An 18399-nucleotide genomic window follows, 5' to 3' on the forward strand; every position below is an offset into this window, starting at 1 on the left:
TGTCGATGAATTATCGTAATTGCCTCGCCGCGTTTTTTGGTACTCTGTTCCTTCTAAGTGCTGGATCTGCGCTCGCCGCGGATATAGAAAAGGGCAAGAAGGTTTTTCGCAAATGTAAGGCTTGTCATACAATTAAGGCAGGCGGGAAAAGTACAATTGGGCCAAACCTGCATGGCGTTGTTGGTAGGGCTGCTGCTGCCGTCGATGGCTTCAAGTACTCGAAGGCGATGAAGGAATCTGGTTTGGTTTGGGACGAAGCAAATTTGACGGCTTATCTGACCAAACCTAAGGAATTTCTTCCTGGCAACAAAATGCCATTTCCTGGCCTTAAAAAGCCAGAACAGATTGAAAATGTGATTGCCTATATTATTGAGAAGTCCAAATAACTTTGGTTTTTCTTTAGTAGGATCTGGTTGGCATGACCGAATTACTTGTCTTGAAGTCATTGGTTTTGATTCTCTAATAGGCTAGGCCTAATGAAAATTCAGGGAAGATATTTGGTTTGTGCCGAACGGGATCAAGTATGGGCGGCTTTGAACGACGAAAGGGTCCTTAGCAGATGTATCCCGGGTGTAAAAACGCTGGAAAAAATATCTAATACCGAATTTGCGGCGACGGTAACTACCAAAGTGGGTCCTGTTAAGGCTACGTTTTCAGGTGAGGTTACCTTAAGCGACCTAGATCCACCTAATGGTTATAAAATAAGCGGAGAAGGCCAAGGTGGAGTGGCGGGTTTTGCCAAAGGAACTTGCTTGGTCAGGTTGACTGAGGCACAGGCCCAGACGGACCTGAGGTATGAAGCTGAGGCGCAGGTCGGCGGTAAGCTTGCACAAATTGGGTCCCGAATGGTTGTCGGGGTAGCAAAAAAGACAGCGGATCAGTTCTTTGAGGCATTTAAGGTCGAGGTAGAGGGCAAAATCTTCCAGGCGGGCGAGGGCCCTGATAAAGACAGGGTAAATACGGGCCTTGAAGGAGTTGCCGAATCGAGTGGAAGGGGGCTTAGTCCGGGAGTTTGGATAGGCGGGGTAATTGTAATTGTCGTGCTAGCCTGGTGGTTAAGCTCCTAGGCTCGTCGGGAGGATTGTTAGGTGCTTGACGGGGGTTCAATCAGAAAGCACACTCTTATGGCTTCTGCAGTTTGAGAGGTTGGGAAGGGATATGACTTTAACAGTAAAGATGACAGTGAATGGCAACGCGGTATCGGCGGAAGTTGAGGCTAGGACGTTGCTTGTGCAATTCATTCGGGACCATATTGGTTTGACTGGTACACACGTTGGTTGTGACACGAGCCAGTGTGGTGCATGTGTTGTACATGTTGATGGTAAAGCTATAAAGTCTTGCACTATCCTTGCCGCACAATGCCAAGATTCGACGATCGTAACTATAGAAGGTTTGGCCGACGGAGATACGCTACATCCCATGCAGGAGGCTTTCCGAGATAATCATGGTCTACAGTGTGGCTTTTGTACTCCAGGCATGGTCATGTCGGCAGTTGATATTGCGGCTCGCCACCCCCACTTGGACGAGGCCCTGGTTAGGCAAGAGTTGGAGGGTAATCTTTGCCGCTGCACCGGTTACCATAATATCGTCAAGGCTGTTTTAGCCGGCGCTGCAAGCAGCTAGCCCGTTTCACGAAAGAAGTGAGTGAACCATGTATGAGTTTAACTATCATCGAGCCACGTCTCTCGAATCAGCTGCAGAAATCTATAGCCAAAGCGAAGATCCGGTTTACCTAGCAGGGGGGATGACCCTTATCCCGACTCTAAAGCAGCGTCTGGCAAAGCCCAGCGATGTTATTGATTTGAGTGGCGTGGATGGGCTGTCGGATGTAAAGCAAAGTGCTGAAACGTTGACTATAGGCTCCATGACCACCCACGCAGCCGTGGCCGCAAATTCGGTCGTGTCTTCGATAATTCCTGCTCTATCAGCCCTAGCGGGCGGGATCGGTGATCCTCATGTTCGAAATAAAGGCACCCTGGGGGGATCTGTCGCTAACAATGACCCATCTGCGGATTACCCTGCGGCTCTAGTTGGTCTAGATGCTATCGTTATTACTAATCAGCGAGAGATACCTGCCGAAGAATTTTTTATTGGTATGTTTGAGACTAGCCTTGTTGAAGGCGAATTGATTTCACATGTACGATTTAATATTCCGGATAAAGCTGCTTATATGAAATTTGCGAACCCCGCGTCTCGTTATGCTATTGTTGGGGTAATGGTCGCCAAATTTCCGGGCGAAGTTCGCGTAGCAATAACGGGTGCGGGGCCAGCCGTCTTTAGATCTGGGGAAATGGAACAGGCTTTAGCTTCGCAATTTAGCATAGGGGCTATTGATGGGGTGAAGGTTGCGCCGGACGAACTTAACAGTGACATCCATGCGGGTCAGGAGTACAGAGCAAACTTGGTTAGTGTCATGGCAGCCAGAGCAGTTGAAATGTGTGGGTGATGCCCGCTGGTCTTGAGTAGTTCTTAAAGTCCCGCCAATGATTATCGAAAGCATAGATGAATGTTTGGCCTTGTTACGCCGGGGAGATTATGTTGGCCATAGAAGCCTAGCTACCACTTTGTTTCTTGCTCTCCGAATGGAGCGCCCACTGTTTTTGGAGGGCGAGGCTGGGGTTGGTAAGACTGAGGTGGCAAAGGTATTGTCCCAAGTTTTGGAGCGCCCACTTTTTCGCCTGCAGTGCTACGATGGCCTGGATCAAGCTTCAGCGCTATACGATTGGAATTATCAAGGCCAAATGGTTGAAATTAGGTTGGCCGAAGCTCGCGGTGGAACTCACTCGGAAAAACTATCTCAGTCAGTGTTTTCTGAACGCTTCCTGATAAAACGCCCCTTACTGCAGGCTTTAGAGGCGGATGGCCGAGGGCCAGGTATTCTTCTTATCGACGAGTTAGATAGAAGCGATGAGCTCTTTGAGGCGTTTCTTTTAGAACTATTATCTGACTTTCAGGTGACCATTCCAGAAATAGGTAGGGTCAATGCGAGCCATACCCCCATCGTCATAATTACCTCTAATAGAACTCGGGAAGTGCACGACGCAGTAAAACGTCGATGCCTATACCATTGGTTAGATTATCCTGATGTGAAGCGGGAGAGACAAATTTTGGATCTCAAAGCGCCTGGGATTGGGGAAAGACTAGCAAATCAGGTTGTGGCCTTTGTCCAAGAGCTTAGAAAGCTAGATCTTTATAAGCCTCCGGGGATTTCGGAAACAATAGACTGGGCGGGTGCTTTGCATTTGATCAGCCAGTTGGAGCTCGATCAAGAAGGGGTAGACTCTACCTTGGGTGTGTTGTTGAAGTATCAGGATGACATAAGCCGAATTCGAGGCAGCGAAGTTTCTGAAATTCTGAGAAGCATTGAACTGGGTAATGAGGATATAGAAAAACCATAAAGTAGACGGGGTCGCCAATATTGACCGGTAATACAACTCAAAAACAGGCTGAGCCGTCTAAGCTAGCCCTGAATATAATGCACTTTGGCAGGTCATTGCGTTCAGCAGGGCTGCCGATAGGTACCGGAAAGATCATTGATGCAGTCAGAGCGGTAGAACTTGCGGGATTTAGGTCCTCGGACGATTTCTATTGGGCCTTACATGGTATTTTTGTGAGTAGGCCGGAACACGAACTTATTTTTAGCCAAGGGTTTCACATTTTTTGGAGACGCCCCGAACTCTTGGGCAAGTTGCTTCAAACGGGCTTGTTAAGCCCCCCACCACCGGCCAACAAAAAGTCGGCAGGCAGTCGGAGGTTATCAGATGCTTTGGGACTTAGAAATTTTGGGTCTAGCCTGCTAGACTCTGAGCAGAGACAGGCCTATACCGGAGCTTCCTCGACCGAGGTTTTTCGGACAATGGATTTTGAGAAAATGTCGGTGAAGGAGATTACGGAGGCTGAAAAGATTATCAAGGGTTTGCCCCTGCCTATCCCCGAGCGCAAGACGAGGCACTTAATACCATCTCATAAGGGCCCTTTGGTGGACCTCAGGTCCACCCTGCGGGCAAATCTCCGAACAGGCTCGGCAATGCTCCAACTAAAATATCGGAAGGCAAAGAAAAGGGCCATACCACTTGTTGTTATTTGTGATATTTCAGGCTCAATGGCGAAGTATTCACGATTGTTGTTACACTTCACTCATGCCCTTACAAAGAAGAGAGAACGGGTGCATTCCTTCGTATTTGGGACCCGGCTGACTAATATCACGAGATTCTTGATTGCGCGTGATGTGGACGTGGCTTTAGAATCTGCTCAGGCAGTAATTAGGGATTGGTCTGGTGGTACCCGGATAGCGACGTGCCTTCGGATGTTTAATATTCATTGGTCACGGCGGGTATTAAGTCAGGGGGCGGTAGTGATTTTAATATCTGATGGCCTGGATAGAGACCCTAGCGTTGGCTTGGGCGAAGAGATGGAACGTATCCAAAAATCCTGCAGACGCTTGATTTGGTTAAACCCACTTTTGCGGTATTCTGAGTTTGAACCAAGAGCATTAGGTGTTAAAGCTATGTTACCCCACGTCGATGAGTTTAGGCCAGTTCACAATTTGGCGAGCATGGCTGCGTTGGCTGAGGCATTAGCGGCAAATGATTTCGTGGCTGGGCGTGAACCAAAACATAGGGATGGGAGTTATGGCTGATGGAAGATAATCTGGAGGATGTGTTAGGAGTTGCGGCTAAGTGGCGAGCGGAAGGTAGAGGCGTTGCGTTAGCTACAGTTGTTAGAACTTGGGGTTCGAGCCCCAGGCCTATTGGTAGTCAGCTTGTGGTTGATGAGACAGGGTCAATGCTGGGTTCTGTATCAGGAGGCTGCATTGAGGGAGCAGTTATTCTTGAGGCCCGTGAAGCTATTGCAGATGGAAACTCTCGGCTGCTGGATTATGGTGTTACCAATGAACAGGCGTGGGAAGTAGGGCTCGCCTGTGGCGGAAAAATCCAAATCTATGTGGAGAAAGTAGACTGAACTATGGAAAAAGGATTGCTTGCTTCTCTAAATCATAGGCGAGAGAAAAAAATGCCGGCTGCAGTAGCTACTAGGCTTAAGGAGCCAGGCCAGTGGCTAATTGATAACGATTCGGATGGAGGTGCTCCTGATCACATTGTTGGTAATGCGCGTGCTGCCTTAGCTGAAGATAGGAGCCAGTTGGTCAATGATGAGGGCGATTGTTATTTTATACATGTATATAATCCTCCGCTTCGAATAGTGGTTGTTGGTGCTGTTCATATTGCGCAGGCGCTGGCGCCCATAGCGTCCGCGGTTGGTTATGAGGTCATTATAGTAGATCCTCGAGGAGCTTTTGCTACAGAAGACAGGTTTCCTGGTTTAGAAATATCTAATGAGTGGCCTGATGAAGCGTTACGGGAATTGGCTTTAGATGATCGGAGTGCTGTAGTTACGTTAACACACGATCCAAAACTAGACGACGCCGCCTTGGAAGTAGCTCTCGCCTCGGAGGTATTTTATGTAGGATCCTTAGGAAGTAAAAAAACTCATGGAGCCCGTCTGAAACGACTGGAGCGGTTGGGGATAGATAAAGAGGCAATCGCCCGAATACATGGTCCTATTGGTTTACCTATTGGGGCGCGATCCCCAGCGGAGATCGCGTTGGCAATCATGTCCCAGATTACGCAGGTTAGGTATTCCCAAGCGAGGCCCTAATGCTAGAAAAGGGTTAAAATCGGTGAAATTTTCGCGTTTTCCTCTTGATCACCTAAAGGGTGCAGTGCTTGGTCACAGTATTCGGGTAGGAGAAGTCAATTTTAAAAAGGGTCGTGTTCTAAGTGAGGCTGACGTCGCACAATTGCATACCGTTGGTGTGGAGAAAGCCGTTGCTGCTGTCTTAGAGCCGGGTGATGTTCCAGAGGATGTGGCTGCCACGCGGGTGACTGAGGCTGCAATGGGCTGTGGTGTTAGTTCTCGGGCTGCATTTACCGGCCGGTGCAATATCTATGCAGATGTTGCTGGAATGGTAGTTATTGATCGAGCGCGCGTTGACAGTATTAATTTGTTTGATGAGTCGCTTACAATTGCCACTTTGGAGCCATATGAGAAGGTGGCACCCAGGCAAATGGTCGCTACGGTGAAGGTAATCCCTTTTTCTGCACCGGAACATGTTGTTGATGCAGCTGTTAAGGCCGCACAGAATCCAAGCCCATTAATTAAGGTTGTGCCATTTACGGCAAAAAAAGTTGGTTTAATTTTGACGCAGCTCTGCGGTACTAAGGATAAGGTTCTTCTTGGCACCATTAAAACGGTGACTAATCGAATAGAAGCTCTTGGGTCCGAGTTGATTGAGACGAGAACAATAGAGCACCAGGAAGCGGAAATAGCAAAGACCCTTCGGCAGGTCTTAGATCAGGGATGCGACATGGTTCTGATTAGCGGGGCCTCTGCAATTGTGGACCGGAGGGATGTAGTCCCAATGGGAATCGAAATAGCTGGCGGTCATATTGATCATTTTGGCATGCCCGTAGATCCGGGAAATTTACTCTTGCTGGGTCATATTACAAATGATCTAGGCCCCGTTCCGGTATTGGGCTTACCGGGTTGTGCGCGTTCCCCAAAATTGAATGGTTTTGATTGGGTTCTAGAACGTTTGGTTGCTGATCAAGAAGTGACGGCGAAGGATATTATGGGGATGGGTGCAGGGGGTCTCTTAAAAGAGATAGCATCTCGCCCTCAACCTCGGAATGAGTCCGAGAATCCTTCGGTTGCAGTAAAGAGGGCGCCAGTTGTGGCGGGGCTATTATTGGCAGCAGGGCAGTCACGTAGAATGGGCAGGCTGAACAAACTGTTGGAGGAAATCGATGGCATTCCAATGATCCGCCATATAGCGACGGCGTTAGAGGGGTCTGGTGCTCGACCCCTAGTCGTTGTTACTGGGCATGAGGCGGGAAAGGTCCAGGAAGCTCTAAAAGGTTTTGAAGTGGAATTCATTCACAATTCAAGGTATGGCGAGGGCCTAAGTACCAGTCTTCAGGCGGGTGTTCGCTTTCTGGCAGATAGAGTGGATGGCATTGTGGTGTGCCAGGGCGATATGCCAAGAGTATCCTCAAAACATATTGACCTATTGCTAGCCGCATTTGACCCGGCAGAGGGTCGAGCAATCTGTGTTCCGACAGCAGAGGGGAAACGCGGGAATCCAGTGTTGTGGGCTTCGGAATATTTCTCAGAAATTTTAGACGTGGCAGGGGACGTGGGAGCAAGACATTTGATTGGGGAACACTCAGAAGCGGTGTATGAGGTAGAAATGGAAGGCCTAGGTGTTCTGCTTGATATCGATACACCGGAAGTGCTGAGTGCCGTAAGGTCAGAGGCCTAGCTCAAGAGAAGGTGGAATGACCCTTTACAGCCGCCTAAAAATTATCGTTGACCTCGTTTAGGCCTTCTGGGTCTTGGTGAATAATTACTTCGGCGTCTGGGAATTCTTGTAGTAACTGCTCCTCTACTTGATCCGAAATAATGTGAGCATCGTCTAGAGTTATATCTCCCGGTAACTCTAAATGTAGCTGGATGAATGGTTGAGTTCCCGCCATCCGAGTACGGAGATCATGTAACCCTCTTACCTCTGCATGGGTCCGTACTATTTTGGCAATTCTTTCACGATCGTCTTCAGAAAGTTCGTGATCCATCAAGGCATCTAAAGCAGTTATGCCTATTTTTCGAGCTGTATACAGAATATACAGAGCTACGGCGAGAGCAATTAACGGATCTGCAATTGGGACATTCAATTGAGTGGTGAGGATGAGTGACGTAATAATTCCACAATTTACGAAGAGATCAGCTTTATAGTGGGCGGAGTCAGCTCCGATAGCCATGGACTGTGTACGTGCTACCACATAGTTTTGGAAGAAAACGAGGCCGAGTGTTAGTAAAATAGACACACCCATTACGGATATTGCTAGTTGGCCATACTCTATGAGTTGCGGACGCATTAACCTGTTTCCAGACTCAAAAATCAAAAATAGTGCTGAGCCGGCAATAAAAGCGGCCTGGCCGAGGGCAGCAATAGCCTCTGCTTTGCCATGGCCAAAACGATGCTCCCGATCCGCGGGCACTAGGGCGTGGCTAACTGCAACTAGTGTTACAACAGAAGCAAGCGTATCCAAGCCAGAATCAATTAGGGACGACAAAATTGCAACAGAATCACTTAGTAACCAAGCTAGCAGCTTTAGAACCACTAGAGACGATGCAACCACCACGGAGGCATATGTGGAGATGCGCAAAAGTCTCCTATTGGGTCCAAGCGAGCTCACGTCTTGTATGGCATCCGAGTGATAAACTTTGAAACTGTTTGTCGGTTGTCTTGGCTGTTCATGGAAACAGCCAATCTTGGCGCCATACGCCTTTTTCTTGAGAATAAGAAAGCCGTTCATGCAGTCTCGATTCTCTGCTTAACCAGAATTCGATCCTCCGCGGCTTTAATGTATATCCTGACCAGTGGGGAGGTCTGGGTATAGCTTCACTGCGAAACTTCTCTTCGTATTCCGCAAAATAACCCTCCAAGGCGGCCCTGTTTGGTAAGGTCTGGGACTGAGCGCTAGCCCACGCGCCGATTTGACTGGAGCGCGCTCTGGTTCGAAAATATGCATCGGCAATGTCGCTGGAAATTTCTTCAGTAACACCTTCCACTCGCACTTGGCGGCGGATAGATTTCCAGTGGAAGCAAAGTGCTGCGGAGGGGTTGCTGGCTAGTTCATCACCCTTCCGACTTTCCATGTTGGTATAGAATACAAATCCTTTGGAACCAAAAGATTTTAAGAGTATCATTCGGGCGGAGGGGACAGCCTTTTGATCGGCGGTAGCCAAACAGGCTGCGGTCGGGTCGTTAGGCTCGTGCGATTTGGCCTCTTCCAGCCATTCGTGGAACAAGCTCAGTGGGTCATTATTTTTTTTTATCAATGTAAGAATCCAGATCTACCATAGTCGAGTGAGTGTATCGTATTTTGATATAACAAACACCAGCTGAATATTTTTGATAACGAATGTCGATGATGAAGGTGCCTGTCTTCCTCGTTTGGGGCGCATAGGCATTTAATTTTGGCTTGGTTGCAAAGCCATTATATGAGCAGCCACGCTTTCACATAAAGCTGCCAGATCGTAACCACCTTCGAGAGTCGAAACAACACGCCCCTTGCTGAACATTTCCGCCACCTTGACGACTTCCTCTGTTAGCCACGCATAGTCTTCAGTTGTTAGGTTAATGGAAGCTAAGGGATCGCTCCGGTGCCCGTCAAACCCTGCGGAAATGAGAATTAGCTCTGGTCGAAAGGACTTCAGTCGAGGAAGCCCTTTCAGCCTCCACTTTTTCTGGAAGTCCTCACCGGAAGCCCCTGGATGCAGGGGAATATTTAGGATGTTGCCCACACCTTTTTGGGAATTGCTTCCTGTTCCCGGGAAGAGCGGCATCTCATGGCTGCTGATAAAGAGGGTATTTTTATCAGTTTCAAATATTCTTTGTGTTCCATTTCCGTGATGTACGTCAAAATCTATTATGGCTATTCGCGTGATACCATGGTGGTGCCGGGCATGCAGAGCACCGATAGCAACATTATTTAGAATACAAAACCCCATAGCGCGGGTGGGTTCCGCGTGATGTCCAGGCGGACGTGTGAGGCAGAGTGCTTTGCTCATCGCTCCATCGATCACCGCATCTATTGCCGCACATACTGCCCCAGCTGCTCTGAGTGCCGCATCGCCTGATTTATTAGATATAATGGTGTCAGGGTCCAGGTGCACCCTTCCAGAATCGGGGAGTTTCTCCAATATGAAGCGGATGAAGTGTGGTGGGTGAGCTCGAGAAATCTGTTTCAAGGTTGCTAGGGGCGCTTCTTGGTATAGCACTTCACTGCTAAGGTTCTTCGTAAGATGAGCGTGGATGGCCCCCACCCTATCCGCCCGTTCCGGATGGTTGGCCCCCGTATCATGAAGAAGGCAATCCGGGTGAAAGTAAACCAGTGTATGTGCATCCATTCTTTGTTACCCTGAACCTTAAAGTAGCGGAAGTATAACTCATTTACTAAACTAACCAGCTATTTGCTATTGGCGGTATTTCTTTGAATAAGTCGTGAATTTTATTCGGGAGCAAAGGGTAATGAATCCGGATTTTCTAGTGGTGGGAGCAGGCGTGGCAGGAGCTTCTGTGAGCGCTTTGCTCAGTGAACATGGCGATGTGGTTCTTTTGGAGCGCGAGGAGCTTGCGGGCTACCATACGACTGGCAGGTCGGCCGCATTCTTTACCACTAATTATGGAAACTCAACCATACGCCGATTGACGGAAGCTTCTCGGTTGTTTTTTGAAAACCCACCCGATGGTTTCTCCGATTCAGAACTCATGTCACCGCATAGGATACTTACCGTGGCTCGGGGTGACCAACGTGCTAACTTTGTTCAAAGTTTTGCCACTGCCCAAGAGCTGGGGTCAGATATTTGCCGGGTTGCTACGTCTGAAGCAGAGGAAATGTGTCCTATTCTCCGAAAAGGATATTGCTCCGATGCTTATCTGGAGCAAGGTATGTATATGGACGTGAGTGCTATTCATTCTGGGTTTCTTCGCAAATTAAAACTTAATGGAGGGTCTTTGCTTTGCCAGTCGGAGTTACTCTCCCTCCAGAGAAAGGGTGATTTGTGGTTTGCACATACAAACAATGGTACCTACCAGGCCCCTATCTTGGTGAATGCGGCTGGCGCTTGGGCCGATCAATTGGGAGCGTTGGCCGGTGCTAAGTCAATTGGCTTGGTGCCTAAGCGACGGACGGTAATCATTTTCTCGGCCCCTGGGGAGTTGGTGCCGGATAATGCGCCAATGGTGATGGATGTGGACGAGGAGTTTTATTTCAAGCCGGAGGCGGGCAAAATTCTCGCCAGTCCTGCAGATGAAACTCCTTCGTTGCCATGTGATGTGCAACCTGAGGAAATTGATATCGCCGTTACGATTAGTCGTGTGGAACAAGCTATGGAAGTGTCTGTTGGTCAGATAGAACACAAGTGGGCTGGTTTGCGGAGTTTTGTAGCAGATAAGACCCCGGTAGTTGGCTTTGACCCAAATAAAGATGGCTTTTTCTGGCTAGCGGGTCAGGGTGGGTATGGGATTATGACGTCTCCCGCGATCGCAGAAGCTGCTACAGCCCTTATCCTGGGGAATAGCTGGCCAGCTAGTCTCGATAGAATCGGAGTGGATGCAGGAGAGCTTGCTCCCGGAAGAGGTGCGCTATTTTAACTATTGAGACGCAGTAATTTTTCTAACGCTCTGTTAATTTGAACTCTATCCGGCGATTTTTTCGATAGGCTTGTTCATCGTCACGATTTACTATTGGCTGGAATTCGCCAAACCCTGCCGTCATTAAGCGGCCCGGGGGGACGCCTCGAGCGGTTAGATAGCGGGCTACGGAAATCGCACGGGCTGCCGATAGTTCCCAGTTTGAGGGGAACCGAGAGGTGTTAATTGGTCTTTTATCTGTGTGACCATCTATTCTTAATACCCATTGTATGTCATTTGGAATATCTGACGCTATCCTGAGCAGCAAACCAGCAACACCAGCTAATTGGGTCTCTCCAGAAGGACCAAGCTCAGCGGATCCACTCGCAAAAAGCACGCCCGACTGAATGACAAAGCGGTCACCTTCAATGCTGACTTCGCTGGTATCGGATAGAGAGTCCCGCAATCGACCAAAGAATTCTGATCTATAACGAGAAAGTTCACCAACCTTCGTTGCCAAGGCGACGTTCAAACGTTTGCCTAAGTCAACTATTTGTATATCCTTCTCGTTTATGTGCGCCTCGGCTATTTGTAATGCTGATTCAATGCTATTGAGCTGGATTCTGAGAGCCGCAATCTGTTGATTTAGCAGAGCGACTTGTCTCTGGGCTGCAGTGGATAGCTCCCTCTGTTCTCCAAGTAAAGCCTGATTTGAGAGCAACGCCTTTTGTGATTCCTTCAGGGCTAACTTTTCGGCTTCCAGCGCCGTGAGAGCGGCAGAAAGGCGCAATGATACTTCCTGGGAGGTTGCTTTGGCGTCGGCCTGGGAAAGCTTAAGAGAGGCCATTTCCTGAGCTATTTCGTCATTTTCCCCGAGTGCCGTGAATAACCTTCGGTTAAGGTTTTCGCGGTCCTTATTAGAAGCCTGCAATTGTGTGCCTAGTTGGGCGATGTCTTCGCGCAGGCCTATGTTTGCTAACTCTTCAAGTGCGAGAAGATCGGCTAATTCAGCAACTTGTTGATTTAGGCGGCTTAAAGCTTCATCCCTGCCAGACAAAGCGTGGGAAAGAAAAAATTGAGCTAAAACGAATACCACCAGCAAGAAAATCAATACTAAAAGTAAGGTTGATATAGCGTCTACAAATCCAGGCCAAATATCAGGGCCCCGGAGTGGCTTATTTCGACGTGCTGCCATCTTGTGTTTTTTCTGAGTGAAACTGGGTTTGGAAATTTTGCATAATCTATGATGGCTGCTTATTTGTAGGCCTAGCCAGGGTCTTTGGGTTGCTCTGCAGTGGCTGCTATAGTTCGAGCGAGTAGTTTAATTTCGCTTTTTATTTCAGCTAACATTTGGTCGCGGCCACTAGTCATCTCCTCGATCATACGCCCCGAATACATTTCAATATTGCGGAGATGCCCCCGGGATGCGTCATCGATGCCGCTGTCTGCTTGTCGTAGTTGGTCGCCAACAGCTGCTAATCGCTCTGCTAGTTGGAGAATATTGGTATTTGTTGCCCGACGATCTTCTTCACTTCTGGACAACGTGGTTTGTAAGTTGCTCAAGCTCTCAGCGGTCTGTTCCAGCAAAGCCTGAACATAGGCAGGTACGGATTGGTCATTATCGGTCATCCCAGCACCAGAGCTCAGGCGTGTTACACTGGATAGCCACTCTTCGAGATCATTGTAGAACTGATTTTGTGCTTGGCCAGCTTGTAAATCTAGAAAACCTAGAATGAGGGCGCCCGATAATCCAAAGAGAGAAGACGAGAAGGCGGTTCCCATGCCCTTTAGGGGATCAGCTAGCCCATCTTTTAGTCCCGTAAACGTTTCAACAATGTCGCTATCGGATACCGAAAGGTTTCCTATAATACGGCTCACAGAACTCACTGTGTCTAGCAGGCCCCAGAAAGTCCCCAAGAGACCCAGAAAAATCAGTAATCCAATGAGATATCGTGAAATTTCCCTCGACTCATCAAGTCTTGCTCCTATTCCATCGAGGAGGGACCGCATGGCTGTAGCCGAGAGTGTTACTTTCCCCTTCCGTTCACTCAGCATTCTTGCAGTAGGCGATAATAGCTTTGGTGCTGTTTGGGTAGACAACCCGGGACGATTGGTTCGAAATGTTTCTATCCAACGTACTTCCGGTCCCAGCTGAATCACTTGCCGAAAGCAGTAGCCTATTCCCAAAAGCAGTACGCCAACTATCAAGCTGTTAAGAGGCGGATTGGATACGAAAGCACTAGATAATGGTGGAAAGAGTACTGCAGTGACGCCCATAGCAACCGCTACAAAAAGCATCATTCTAGTAATAAAGCGGTTTGGCTTATTCATTTCTCTGGTCTATCAGTTTCAGAGTTCGCACTTAACCAACCACTCGTTATTTTGGTTCAATTTGCCACCACGAGGTCGACCCTGTCAGCAGGGCCGTCTTCATTTTTAGCACCAAGTGCGCGAACGTCTATTCTGGTTGAGTTTACACCTGCCTCGATTAGAAATGATCTGACCGCAAGAGCACGAGCTAGGGACAGGCGCCGTGCTGCGCTAGCCGACTCGTTAACGTCGCTTGCGTAGGATCTTAGTTGGAGACGTGTGCTACCATTAGCAACTAACTCATTTGCAAAGGCAGCCAGCTTGTCTGTCTCGTCCGCTCTTATGTCTTTTTCTCCGTCCTTAAAAATAATAGTGAGTGGGCCTGTTAAAATACTTTTAGTATTACTGGGGTCGCTTCGATCATTAATACCTGGTGAATTTGGCGGGATTGCGGCCAGTTCTTTGTCGGTGGATTCCACGCGGGAGGAAGCTGATTGAGCCTGCGCAATCGGGGTGGCGGTTCCTTTTTCGCTAAGTTCAGGCTCACCCCGTTCCTCTCTAGTATTGGTTTGGGGAGATGGATCAGGAATAACCCCTGTTTCATTGATCTCCACCATTGTTATCGGAGCCGGAGCTACTAGCTCTTTCCCGCTATTATTTGTGGAGTTAACCTGAGGGTTTGGAGCGTTAGAAACAGCTTGAGGAAGGTAAATAACTCGAGATTTTAGTGTATCCTTTGTGGGATCAAACAGTGGCAGCCGAGGGCCGACATTTGTTCCTTGGTAATCCCTTACAAATACGGCTTCTTCGTTTACTTGAATTTGAGGTTGGCTTGATCCGATTACAACTGGCTCTTGGCTTTTTGCGGGGTTCAGCCACCCGGAGGTTAGCAGCAACGTCACAAGAAGCCAGATAATTCCAGTGCCCGACGTTCCTCGAATAGATGTGCTAATTTTGTGTGAAGCAAAAGGCATATTACCTTTCCCAACTTTGTATCCCATATGGTCGCATTCTGTTGTCTAGTCGCCCGAGATCTCTCAGGGGTATTACAGCAACAATAACGAGCCAGGGCCCCCGCGACAACCAAATATCTTGCGCAATCCAAGTGTAGGCTATTTGAGTCCTAATATCTCCATAAGTTTGGTGTTATTCTGCCCATTGCTGGCAGCAATCCCTGAGTTTTCACATATACCGGTCTGGCTGAAGCCGCCTGCTTCGCCTATCAGCAGTTTTCCGCCAGAGAGTTCCGCGGGTTTTGCAGAAAAGCTCCAAAATCCATCAAAAACCCCAGATGCGACGAGAGCTAAGTCTAGTGCCGGCGAACCTAAAATTCGAACACTTGAACCCATTTTAGCTACACCAGCTTGTGCTGTATGGCATCGATCAATATCGGGTTGGGCTTCAAAATTCCCGAAAACTAGGTCGGAAACATTGTGCCGTTTTGATACACGTATTCTTCGGTCATTTCGGTAGGCTCCTGCACCCTTCTCTGCCCAATAAAGGTTGTCATTAATAAAATCGTATATGACAGCACTCTTTGTCTCTGAATTCGTAAGGTATGCGATCGATACCGCAAAATGCGGTATGCCGTGGGCAAAATTAGTTTTTCCACTAATCGGATCGGCTATCCAAAGCTCTGAGGCTCGACTATTCGGCTCTTCAACCGAGAAGCCCGGTATGTTGACCTGGCTCACTGGCCTAGCCTTAGAAAGGGTCTCTCTCAGAATACGTGCGCCATGTTGAAAGGAGCGATTGGTGAAATCCCAGCTCCCTGATCTGCTGGCCTGAAGCTGTTCAATTTCTCCGAAGTCGCGATTTAATGCTCTGGCAACTTTCGTTGCGGCGGTTACCATCACGTTTATAACTGGTGAGCGCACAGCCATGATTGCAGGTATTTCTATATATTAATTTTTAGTCTTTGGCGCGTTCAACATAAGAACTGTCGGTCGTATTGATTATAATACGTGCTCCGAGTTCGATATGTGGTGGAACCATNGTCCGAAGTCCGTTGTCTAATATGGCGGGCTTAAAGCTTGACGCAGCTGTTTGACCTTTTACCACCGGTTCCGTATCAGCCACCGTGACAGTGATGTTATCTGGAAGTGTGATATCCAAAACTTCCCCATCAAAAGATAATAATATTACTTCCATGCCATCTTGCAGAAACGCTGCTCTATCTCCCACAAAGCTGGTGTTAAGGGAAACTTGATCATAGCTCTCAGCATTCATGAAGGTCAGCTCGTCTCCCTCACGATACAAAAACTGGTGCGGGTGTTCGTCTAGTCGCGTTCTTTCTACATCTTGAGCTGCTCTGAAGCGCTCGTTTAATTTGCTCCCGTCCCTAAGATTTCTAAGTTCAACCTGGTTGTAGGCGCCTCCTTTTCCAGGTTGGGTCGCTTGGGTTTTAATGGCGCGCCAAAGCTGTTCTTTATGTTCTATAATCATGCCAGGTCGAATGGCATTGCCATTTATTTTCATTTTTTCCACTGTGAGTTTAGTTCGTGTGAGGGATAACTGGGAAGGTATCAATTTGAAGCGCTCGTGGCAACGAGTAAGGCGATGGGTGTAGAGGTTCAAGCTCTAATTGGAGGAAGCCTCTTTGTTCGATAGGCACAGTTGGTTGAAATGGTTCACTGCTGTGGATGGTCCTTCCGGGTGATTCCACACGCCACTTACAACAGCTATAAAGTCTGCTCCGGCCTTAATTAAAGGTGGACAGTTATCGACAGTTATTCCGCCGATGGCGACACATGGTATCGTTGTNGCCTGTTGCCAGAGAGAAAGCAGTTGTGGGGTCGCTTGGGTCCGGGGCTTTTTGGTGGTGGTGGCATAGAACGCTCCGAAGGCGACATAATCTGCCCCGGATTCCGCGGCCACCATGGCGGCATGTGAGGAATCATAGCAACTTACGCCAATTATAGCGTCGTTTCCCAACCATTGGCGGGCGTTTTTGTAACTCATGTCGTCCTGCCCTAAGTGTGCGCCTTCGGCCTTCAATTCTGCCGCTAGGTCAGGCCTATCGTTTAGAATAAACGGAACTTCGAAATCCCGACAGATCGGTAATAAGGCCCGTCCTGCATTCAAGATATCTTCGTCTTCGACGCCCTTTAAGCGAAGCTGAAAGCACGAAACGTGGGTAGTCGCTAGGGCTGCATGCAAGCTTGTGGAAAAGTCCCTTACTTCAAAATCTGGTGGACTAATAAGATAAAGTTGGCAAGCCGGTATACTTCGGTCTTGGTTGGGGCGTTTCACTTTTGTAGTCCTTTAAGCCAGCAAATACAGTCTTCGGTCGGATCGGCACTATGCTGAAGACTTAAAACTGGCCCCTTGTTTAAGTCAAAGACCTGTCCATCGTGCTGGTTCAGTAGACTGACCACTTTCCTTTGTAATTTTGGTGGTCCTGTAAAACCAATGTTTTTCCAGCCCGTTCTTAATGCACCAAAGACAGTTGCCGGGTTGTGACCACAGTCTAAGACTACTTCAGTATACTTTTGCGATCGGCCTTGGGCTAGCTTAATTAAGTCCCACAGAAATTGAACACCGGCGTATTCGGCGGCCCCGGGTGCGGTTCGGATAATTGGCTGAGTGTCCGTGCGCATTTTTGAGATNACCTCAAATGTGGCCTGAAAGTGTTCCTCTAGGTAACAGATAATTTCGCCTCGGTTAATTAGCTGGCTTTCACCCATAAAGGGCCGCTACCCCAGGAAGATTTTTGCCTTCAAGCCATTCTAGGAAGGCACCACCTGCTGTAGAAACATATGAAAAACGCGAAAGTGTATTAGATGAGACTAGTGCGGCTATGGTATCTCCACCACCAGCGATAGAATGGAGTTTTGACTNGGCTGTCAACTCGGCTACCATTTGGGAGACCACTTTAGTCCCTTCGTCAAAAGGGGGACATTCAAATGCACCTAGGGGACCATTCCACAAGACTGTTCTGCAGCTTTCTAGCTCAGCGGCAATGGCCTGGATGGTGTTTGTGCCGATGTCCAGGATCATCATGTTGGGCGGTATTGCCGAAATATGTACTGTTTGCGCGCTGGAACCCACCTTCAGCTGTTCAGCGACGACCACATCGGATGGCAGAATTATTTTGCACCCAACTTTATCTGCATTCTTCATTACTGTGACAGCTGCCTTAGCCATCTCTTTTTCGCACAGTGACACACCAACATTGGTCCCTTGGGCGAAAAGAAAGGTGTTGGCCATCGCGCCGCCAACTACTAATCGATCAACTTTGCTGGCCAGATTCGTAAGGATATCTAGTTTGGTTGATACCTTCGCTCCGCCGACTACTGCGGCTACTGGGCGTTCAGGGTTTGCCAGGGCTGTTTCAAGGGCTTCTAGCTCCGACTGCATGGACCTTCCTGCAGCGGCTGGCATGATGCGGGCAAGCCCTTCAGTCGAAGCGTGGGCCCTGTGGGCCACAGAAAATGCATCATTCACGAAGGCATCGCCTAGTCTACCAAGGGCGCGAGCAAATTTTTCGTCATTACTTTCTTCGCCAGAAAAAAATCGAAGATTTTCGGCTAAGGCAATGCCTCCATCAGGCAAGTTAGCTACAGTTTCTTTGGCAGCTTCTCCAAGGGGATTCTCTANGAAAGCTATTTCCCGTCCACCAAAAATCTTCACAAGGAAAGGGAGTAGGACTCTTAGTGACATTTCGGGAACCACCTTTCCCTTAGGGCGATCAAAGTGCGACATAATTACCACTTTACAGCCGCGCTCTGTTAGTTCCGTGATTGTTGGGAGAAGCCGTTCGATGCGAGTAGCATCGGTAATTAGCCCATCTTGCATTGGAACGTTGAGATCTCCTCTTACCAATACGCGGGTCCCAGCTGCTCTTTGGTTCAGAACCGATAAAGTGTCGATGGTCTCAATACGCGGCATGC

At 48.5% G+C, this 18399-nt stretch carries 21 protein-coding genes; 10 read left to right on the plus strand and 11 right to left on the minus strand.

Annotated features, from left to right (window positions below; translation table 11 throughout):
- The first annotated feature begins 5 nt into the window (after window positions 1–5).
- From CMM32_00435 to CMM32_00475, 9 genes are all read left to right on the plus strand, one after another.
- Window positions 6–386 carry a cytochrome c family protein gene (locus tag CMM32_00435; GenBank protein ID MBT05375.1) on the plus strand — a complete coding sequence of 127 codons (381 nt, stop codon included), beginning with the start codon at window positions 6–8 and terminating at the stop codon, window positions 384–386.
- A gap of 90 nt (window positions 387–476) precedes the next feature.
- Window positions 477–1067: a carbon monoxide dehydrogenase gene (locus tag CMM32_00440; GenBank protein ID MBT05376.1), complete on the plus strand. Its 591-nt coding sequence runs from the start codon at window positions 477–479 to the stop codon at window positions 1065–1067.
- 91 nt (window positions 1068–1158) lie between these two features.
- Window positions 1159–1623 carry a carbon monoxide dehydrogenase gene (locus CMM32_00445; GenBank protein ID MBT05377.1) on the plus strand — a complete coding sequence of 155 codons (465 nt, stop codon included), beginning with the start codon at window positions 1159–1161 and terminating at the stop codon, window positions 1621–1623.
- A gap of 28 nt (window positions 1624–1651) precedes the next feature.
- Window positions 1652–2446: a carbon monoxide dehydrogenase gene (locus CMM32_00450; GenBank protein MBT05378.1), complete on the plus strand. Its 795-nt coding sequence runs from the start codon at window positions 1652–1654 to the stop codon at window positions 2444–2446.
- Between the two features lie 37 nt (window positions 2447–2483).
- On the plus strand, window positions 2484–3398 hold the full coding sequence (locus CMM32_00455; protein MBT05379.1) for an ATPase: 915 nt from the start codon (window positions 2484–2486) through the stop codon (window positions 3396–3398).
- 77 nt (window positions 3399–3475) lie between these two features.
- On the plus strand, window positions 3476–4639 hold the full coding sequence (locus CMM32_00460; GenBank protein ID MBT05380.1) for a VWA domain-containing protein: 1164 nt from the start codon (window positions 3476–3478) through the stop codon (window positions 4637–4639).
- Window positions 4639–4962, plus strand: coding sequence for an XdhC/CoxI family protein (locus tag CMM32_00465; protein ID MBT05381.1), 324 nt, complete (start codon window positions 4639–4641; stop codon window positions 4960–4962). Before CMM32_00460 ends, CMM32_00465 begins: the two co-directional genes overlap by 1 nt.
- Window positions 4963–4965: 3 nt before the next feature.
- Complete coding sequence (locus tag CMM32_00470; GenBank protein ID MBT05382.1) at window positions 4966–5658, plus strand: xanthine dehydrogenase; 693 nt, start codon at window positions 4966–4968, stop codon at window positions 5656–5658.
- Window positions 5555–7321 (plus strand): 4-diphosphocytidyl-2C-methyl-D-erythritol kinase, encoded by a 1767-nt coding sequence (locus CMM32_00475; GenBank protein ID MBT05383.1) that lies wholly within the window; start codon window positions 5555–5557, stop codon window positions 7319–7321. The genes CMM32_00470 and CMM32_00475 overlap by 104 nt, the downstream gene beginning before the upstream one ends.
- A gap of 34 nt (window positions 7322–7355) precedes the next feature.
- Here the strand turns inward: CMM32_00475 and fieF are convergent, their stop codons facing one another.
- The 3 genes from fieF to CMM32_00490 all read right to left on the minus strand — a co-directional run bounded on the left by fieF (window position 7356) and on the right by CMM32_00490 (window position 9972).
- A complete protein-coding gene (gene fieF, locus CMM32_00480; GenBank protein MBT05384.1) occupies window positions 7356–8225 on the minus strand; it encodes a divalent metal cation transporter FieF in 870 nt (289 codons plus the stop codon).
- An 88-nt stretch (window positions 8226–8313) separates the two neighbouring features.
- A complete protein-coding gene (gene pdxH, locus CMM32_00485; protein ID MBT05385.1) occupies window positions 8314–8901 on the minus strand; it encodes a pyridoxamine 5'-phosphate oxidase in 588 nt (195 codons plus the stop codon).
- A 132-nt stretch (window positions 8902–9033) separates the two neighbouring features.
- Window positions 9034–9972: an acetoin utilization protein gene (locus CMM32_00490; protein ID MBT05386.1), complete on the minus strand. Its 939-nt coding sequence runs from the start codon at window positions 9970–9972 to the stop codon at window positions 9034–9036.
- A gap of 121 nt (window positions 9973–10093) precedes the next feature.
- On the opposite strand from CMM32_00490, the gene CMM32_00495 reads away from it, so the two are divergent.
- Window positions 10094–11218 carry an FAD-dependent oxidoreductase gene (locus CMM32_00495; protein MBT05387.1) on the plus strand — a complete coding sequence of 375 codons (1125 nt, stop codon included), beginning with the start codon at window positions 10094–10096 and terminating at the stop codon, window positions 11216–11218.
- A gap of 22 nt (window positions 11219–11240) precedes the next feature.
- Here CMM32_00495 and CMM32_00500 read toward each other — a convergent pair whose 3' ends face one another.
- The 8 genes from CMM32_00500 to pgk form a co-directional block, all read right to left on the minus strand.
- The gene (locus CMM32_00500) at window positions 11241–12392 is read right to left on the minus strand and encodes a hypothetical protein (protein MBT05388.1); all 1152 of its coding nucleotides are present in this window, start codon (window positions 12390–12392) and stop codon (window positions 11241–11243) included.
- A 71-nt stretch (window positions 12393–12463) separates the two neighbouring features.
- On the minus strand, window positions 12464–13528 hold the full coding sequence (locus tag CMM32_00505) for a flagellar motor protein MotA (GenBank protein ID MBT05389.1): 1065 nt from the start codon (window positions 13526–13528) through the stop codon (window positions 12464–12466).
- 56 nt (window positions 13529–13584) lie between these two features.
- The gene (locus CMM32_00510; protein ID MBT05390.1) at window positions 13585–14508 is read right to left on the minus strand and encodes a hypothetical protein; all 924 of its coding nucleotides are present in this window, start codon (window positions 14506–14508) and stop codon (window positions 13585–13587) included.
- A 111-nt stretch (window positions 14509–14619) separates the two neighbouring features.
- Window positions 14620–15390 carry an inositol monophosphatase gene (locus tag CMM32_00515; protein MBT05391.1) on the minus strand — a complete coding sequence of 257 codons (771 nt, stop codon included), beginning with the start codon at window positions 15388–15390 and terminating at the stop codon, window positions 14620–14622.
- A gap of 28 nt (window positions 15391–15418) precedes the next feature.
- Window positions 15419–15985 carry an elongation factor P gene (efp, locus tag CMM32_00520; protein MBT05392.1) on the minus strand — a complete coding sequence of 189 codons (567 nt, stop codon included), beginning with the start codon at window positions 15983–15985 and terminating at the stop codon, window positions 15419–15421.
- A gap of 102 nt (window positions 15986–16087) precedes the next feature.
- A complete protein-coding gene (gene thiE, locus CMM32_00525) occupies window positions 16088–16732 on the minus strand; it encodes a thiamine phosphate synthase (protein ID MBT05393.1) in 645 nt (214 codons plus the stop codon).
- 23 nt (window positions 16733–16755) lie between these two features.
- Window positions 16756–17193, minus strand: coding sequence for a hypothetical protein (locus CMM32_00530; protein ID MBT05394.1), 438 nt, complete (start codon window positions 17191–17193; stop codon window positions 16756–16758).
- A complete protein-coding gene (gene pgk / locus CMM32_00535) occupies window positions 17186–18397 on the minus strand; it encodes a phosphoglycerate kinase (GenBank protein MBT05395.1) in 1212 nt (403 codons plus the stop codon). The genes CMM32_00530 and pgk overlap by 8 nt, the downstream gene beginning before the upstream one ends.
- Window positions 18398–18399: the final 2 nt, after the last annotated feature.

The sequence above is a fragment of the Rhodospirillaceae bacterium genome, from assembly GCA_002728255.1.
In the GTDB taxonomy this organism is placed as follows: Bacteria; Pseudomonadota; Alphaproteobacteria; order UBA7887; family UBA7887.

Coding starts and splice junctions, on each gene's coding strand:
- CMM32_00505 (MBT05389.1), bottom strand. CDS start 13,528: ATGAATAAGCCAAACCGCTTTATTACTAGAATGATGCTTTTTGTAGCG.
- CMM32_00500 (MBT05388.1), bottom strand. CDS start 12,392: ATGGCAGCACGTCGAAATAAGCCACTCCGGGGCCCTGATATTTGGCCT.
- CMM32_00450 (MBT05378.1), top strand. CDS start 1,652: ATGTATGAGTTTAACTATCATCGAGCCACGTCTCTCGAATCAGCTGCA.
- CMM32_00440 (MBT05376.1), top strand. CDS start 477: ATGAAAATTCAGGGAAGATATTTGGTTTGTGCCGAACGGGATCAAGTA.
- CMM32_00455 (MBT05379.1), top strand. CDS start 2,484: ATGATTATCGAAAGCATAGATGAATGTTTGGCCTTGTTACGCCGGGGA.
- CMM32_00490 (MBT05386.1), bottom strand. CDS start 9,972: ATGGATGCACATACACTGGTTTACTTTCACCCGGATTGCCTTCTTCAT.
- CMM32_00475 (MBT05383.1), top strand. CDS start 5,555: ATGGTCCTATTGGTTTACCTATTGGGGCGCGATCCCCAGCGGAGATCG.
- CMM32_00435 (MBT05375.1), top strand. CDS start 6: ATGAATTATCGTAATTGCCTCGCCGCGTTTTTTGGTACTCTGTTCCTT.
- CMM32_00445 (MBT05377.1), top strand. CDS start 1,159: ATGACTTTAACAGTAAAGATGACAGTGAATGGCAACGCGGTATCGGCG.
- CMM32_00515 (MBT05391.1), bottom strand. CDS start 15,390: ATGGCTGTGCGCTCACCAGTTATAAACGTGATGGTAACCGCCGCAACG.
- CMM32_00460 (MBT05380.1), top strand. CDS start 3,476: ATGCACTTTGGCAGGTCATTGCGTTCAGCAGGGCTGCCGATAGGTACC.
- CMM32_00470 (MBT05382.1), top strand. CDS start 4,966: ATGGAAAAAGGATTGCTTGCTTCTCTAAATCATAGGCGAGAGAAAAAA.
- CMM32_00465 (MBT05381.1), top strand. CDS start 4,639: ATGGAAGATAATCTGGAGGATGTGTTAGGAGTTGCGGCTAAGTGGCGA.
- CMM32_00495 (MBT05387.1), top strand. CDS start 10,094: ATGAATCCGGATTTTCTAGTGGTGGGAGCAGGCGTGGCAGGAGCTTCT.
- CMM32_00510 (MBT05390.1), bottom strand. CDS start 14,508: ATGGGATACAAAGTTGGGAAAGGTAATATGCCTTTTGCTTCACACAAA.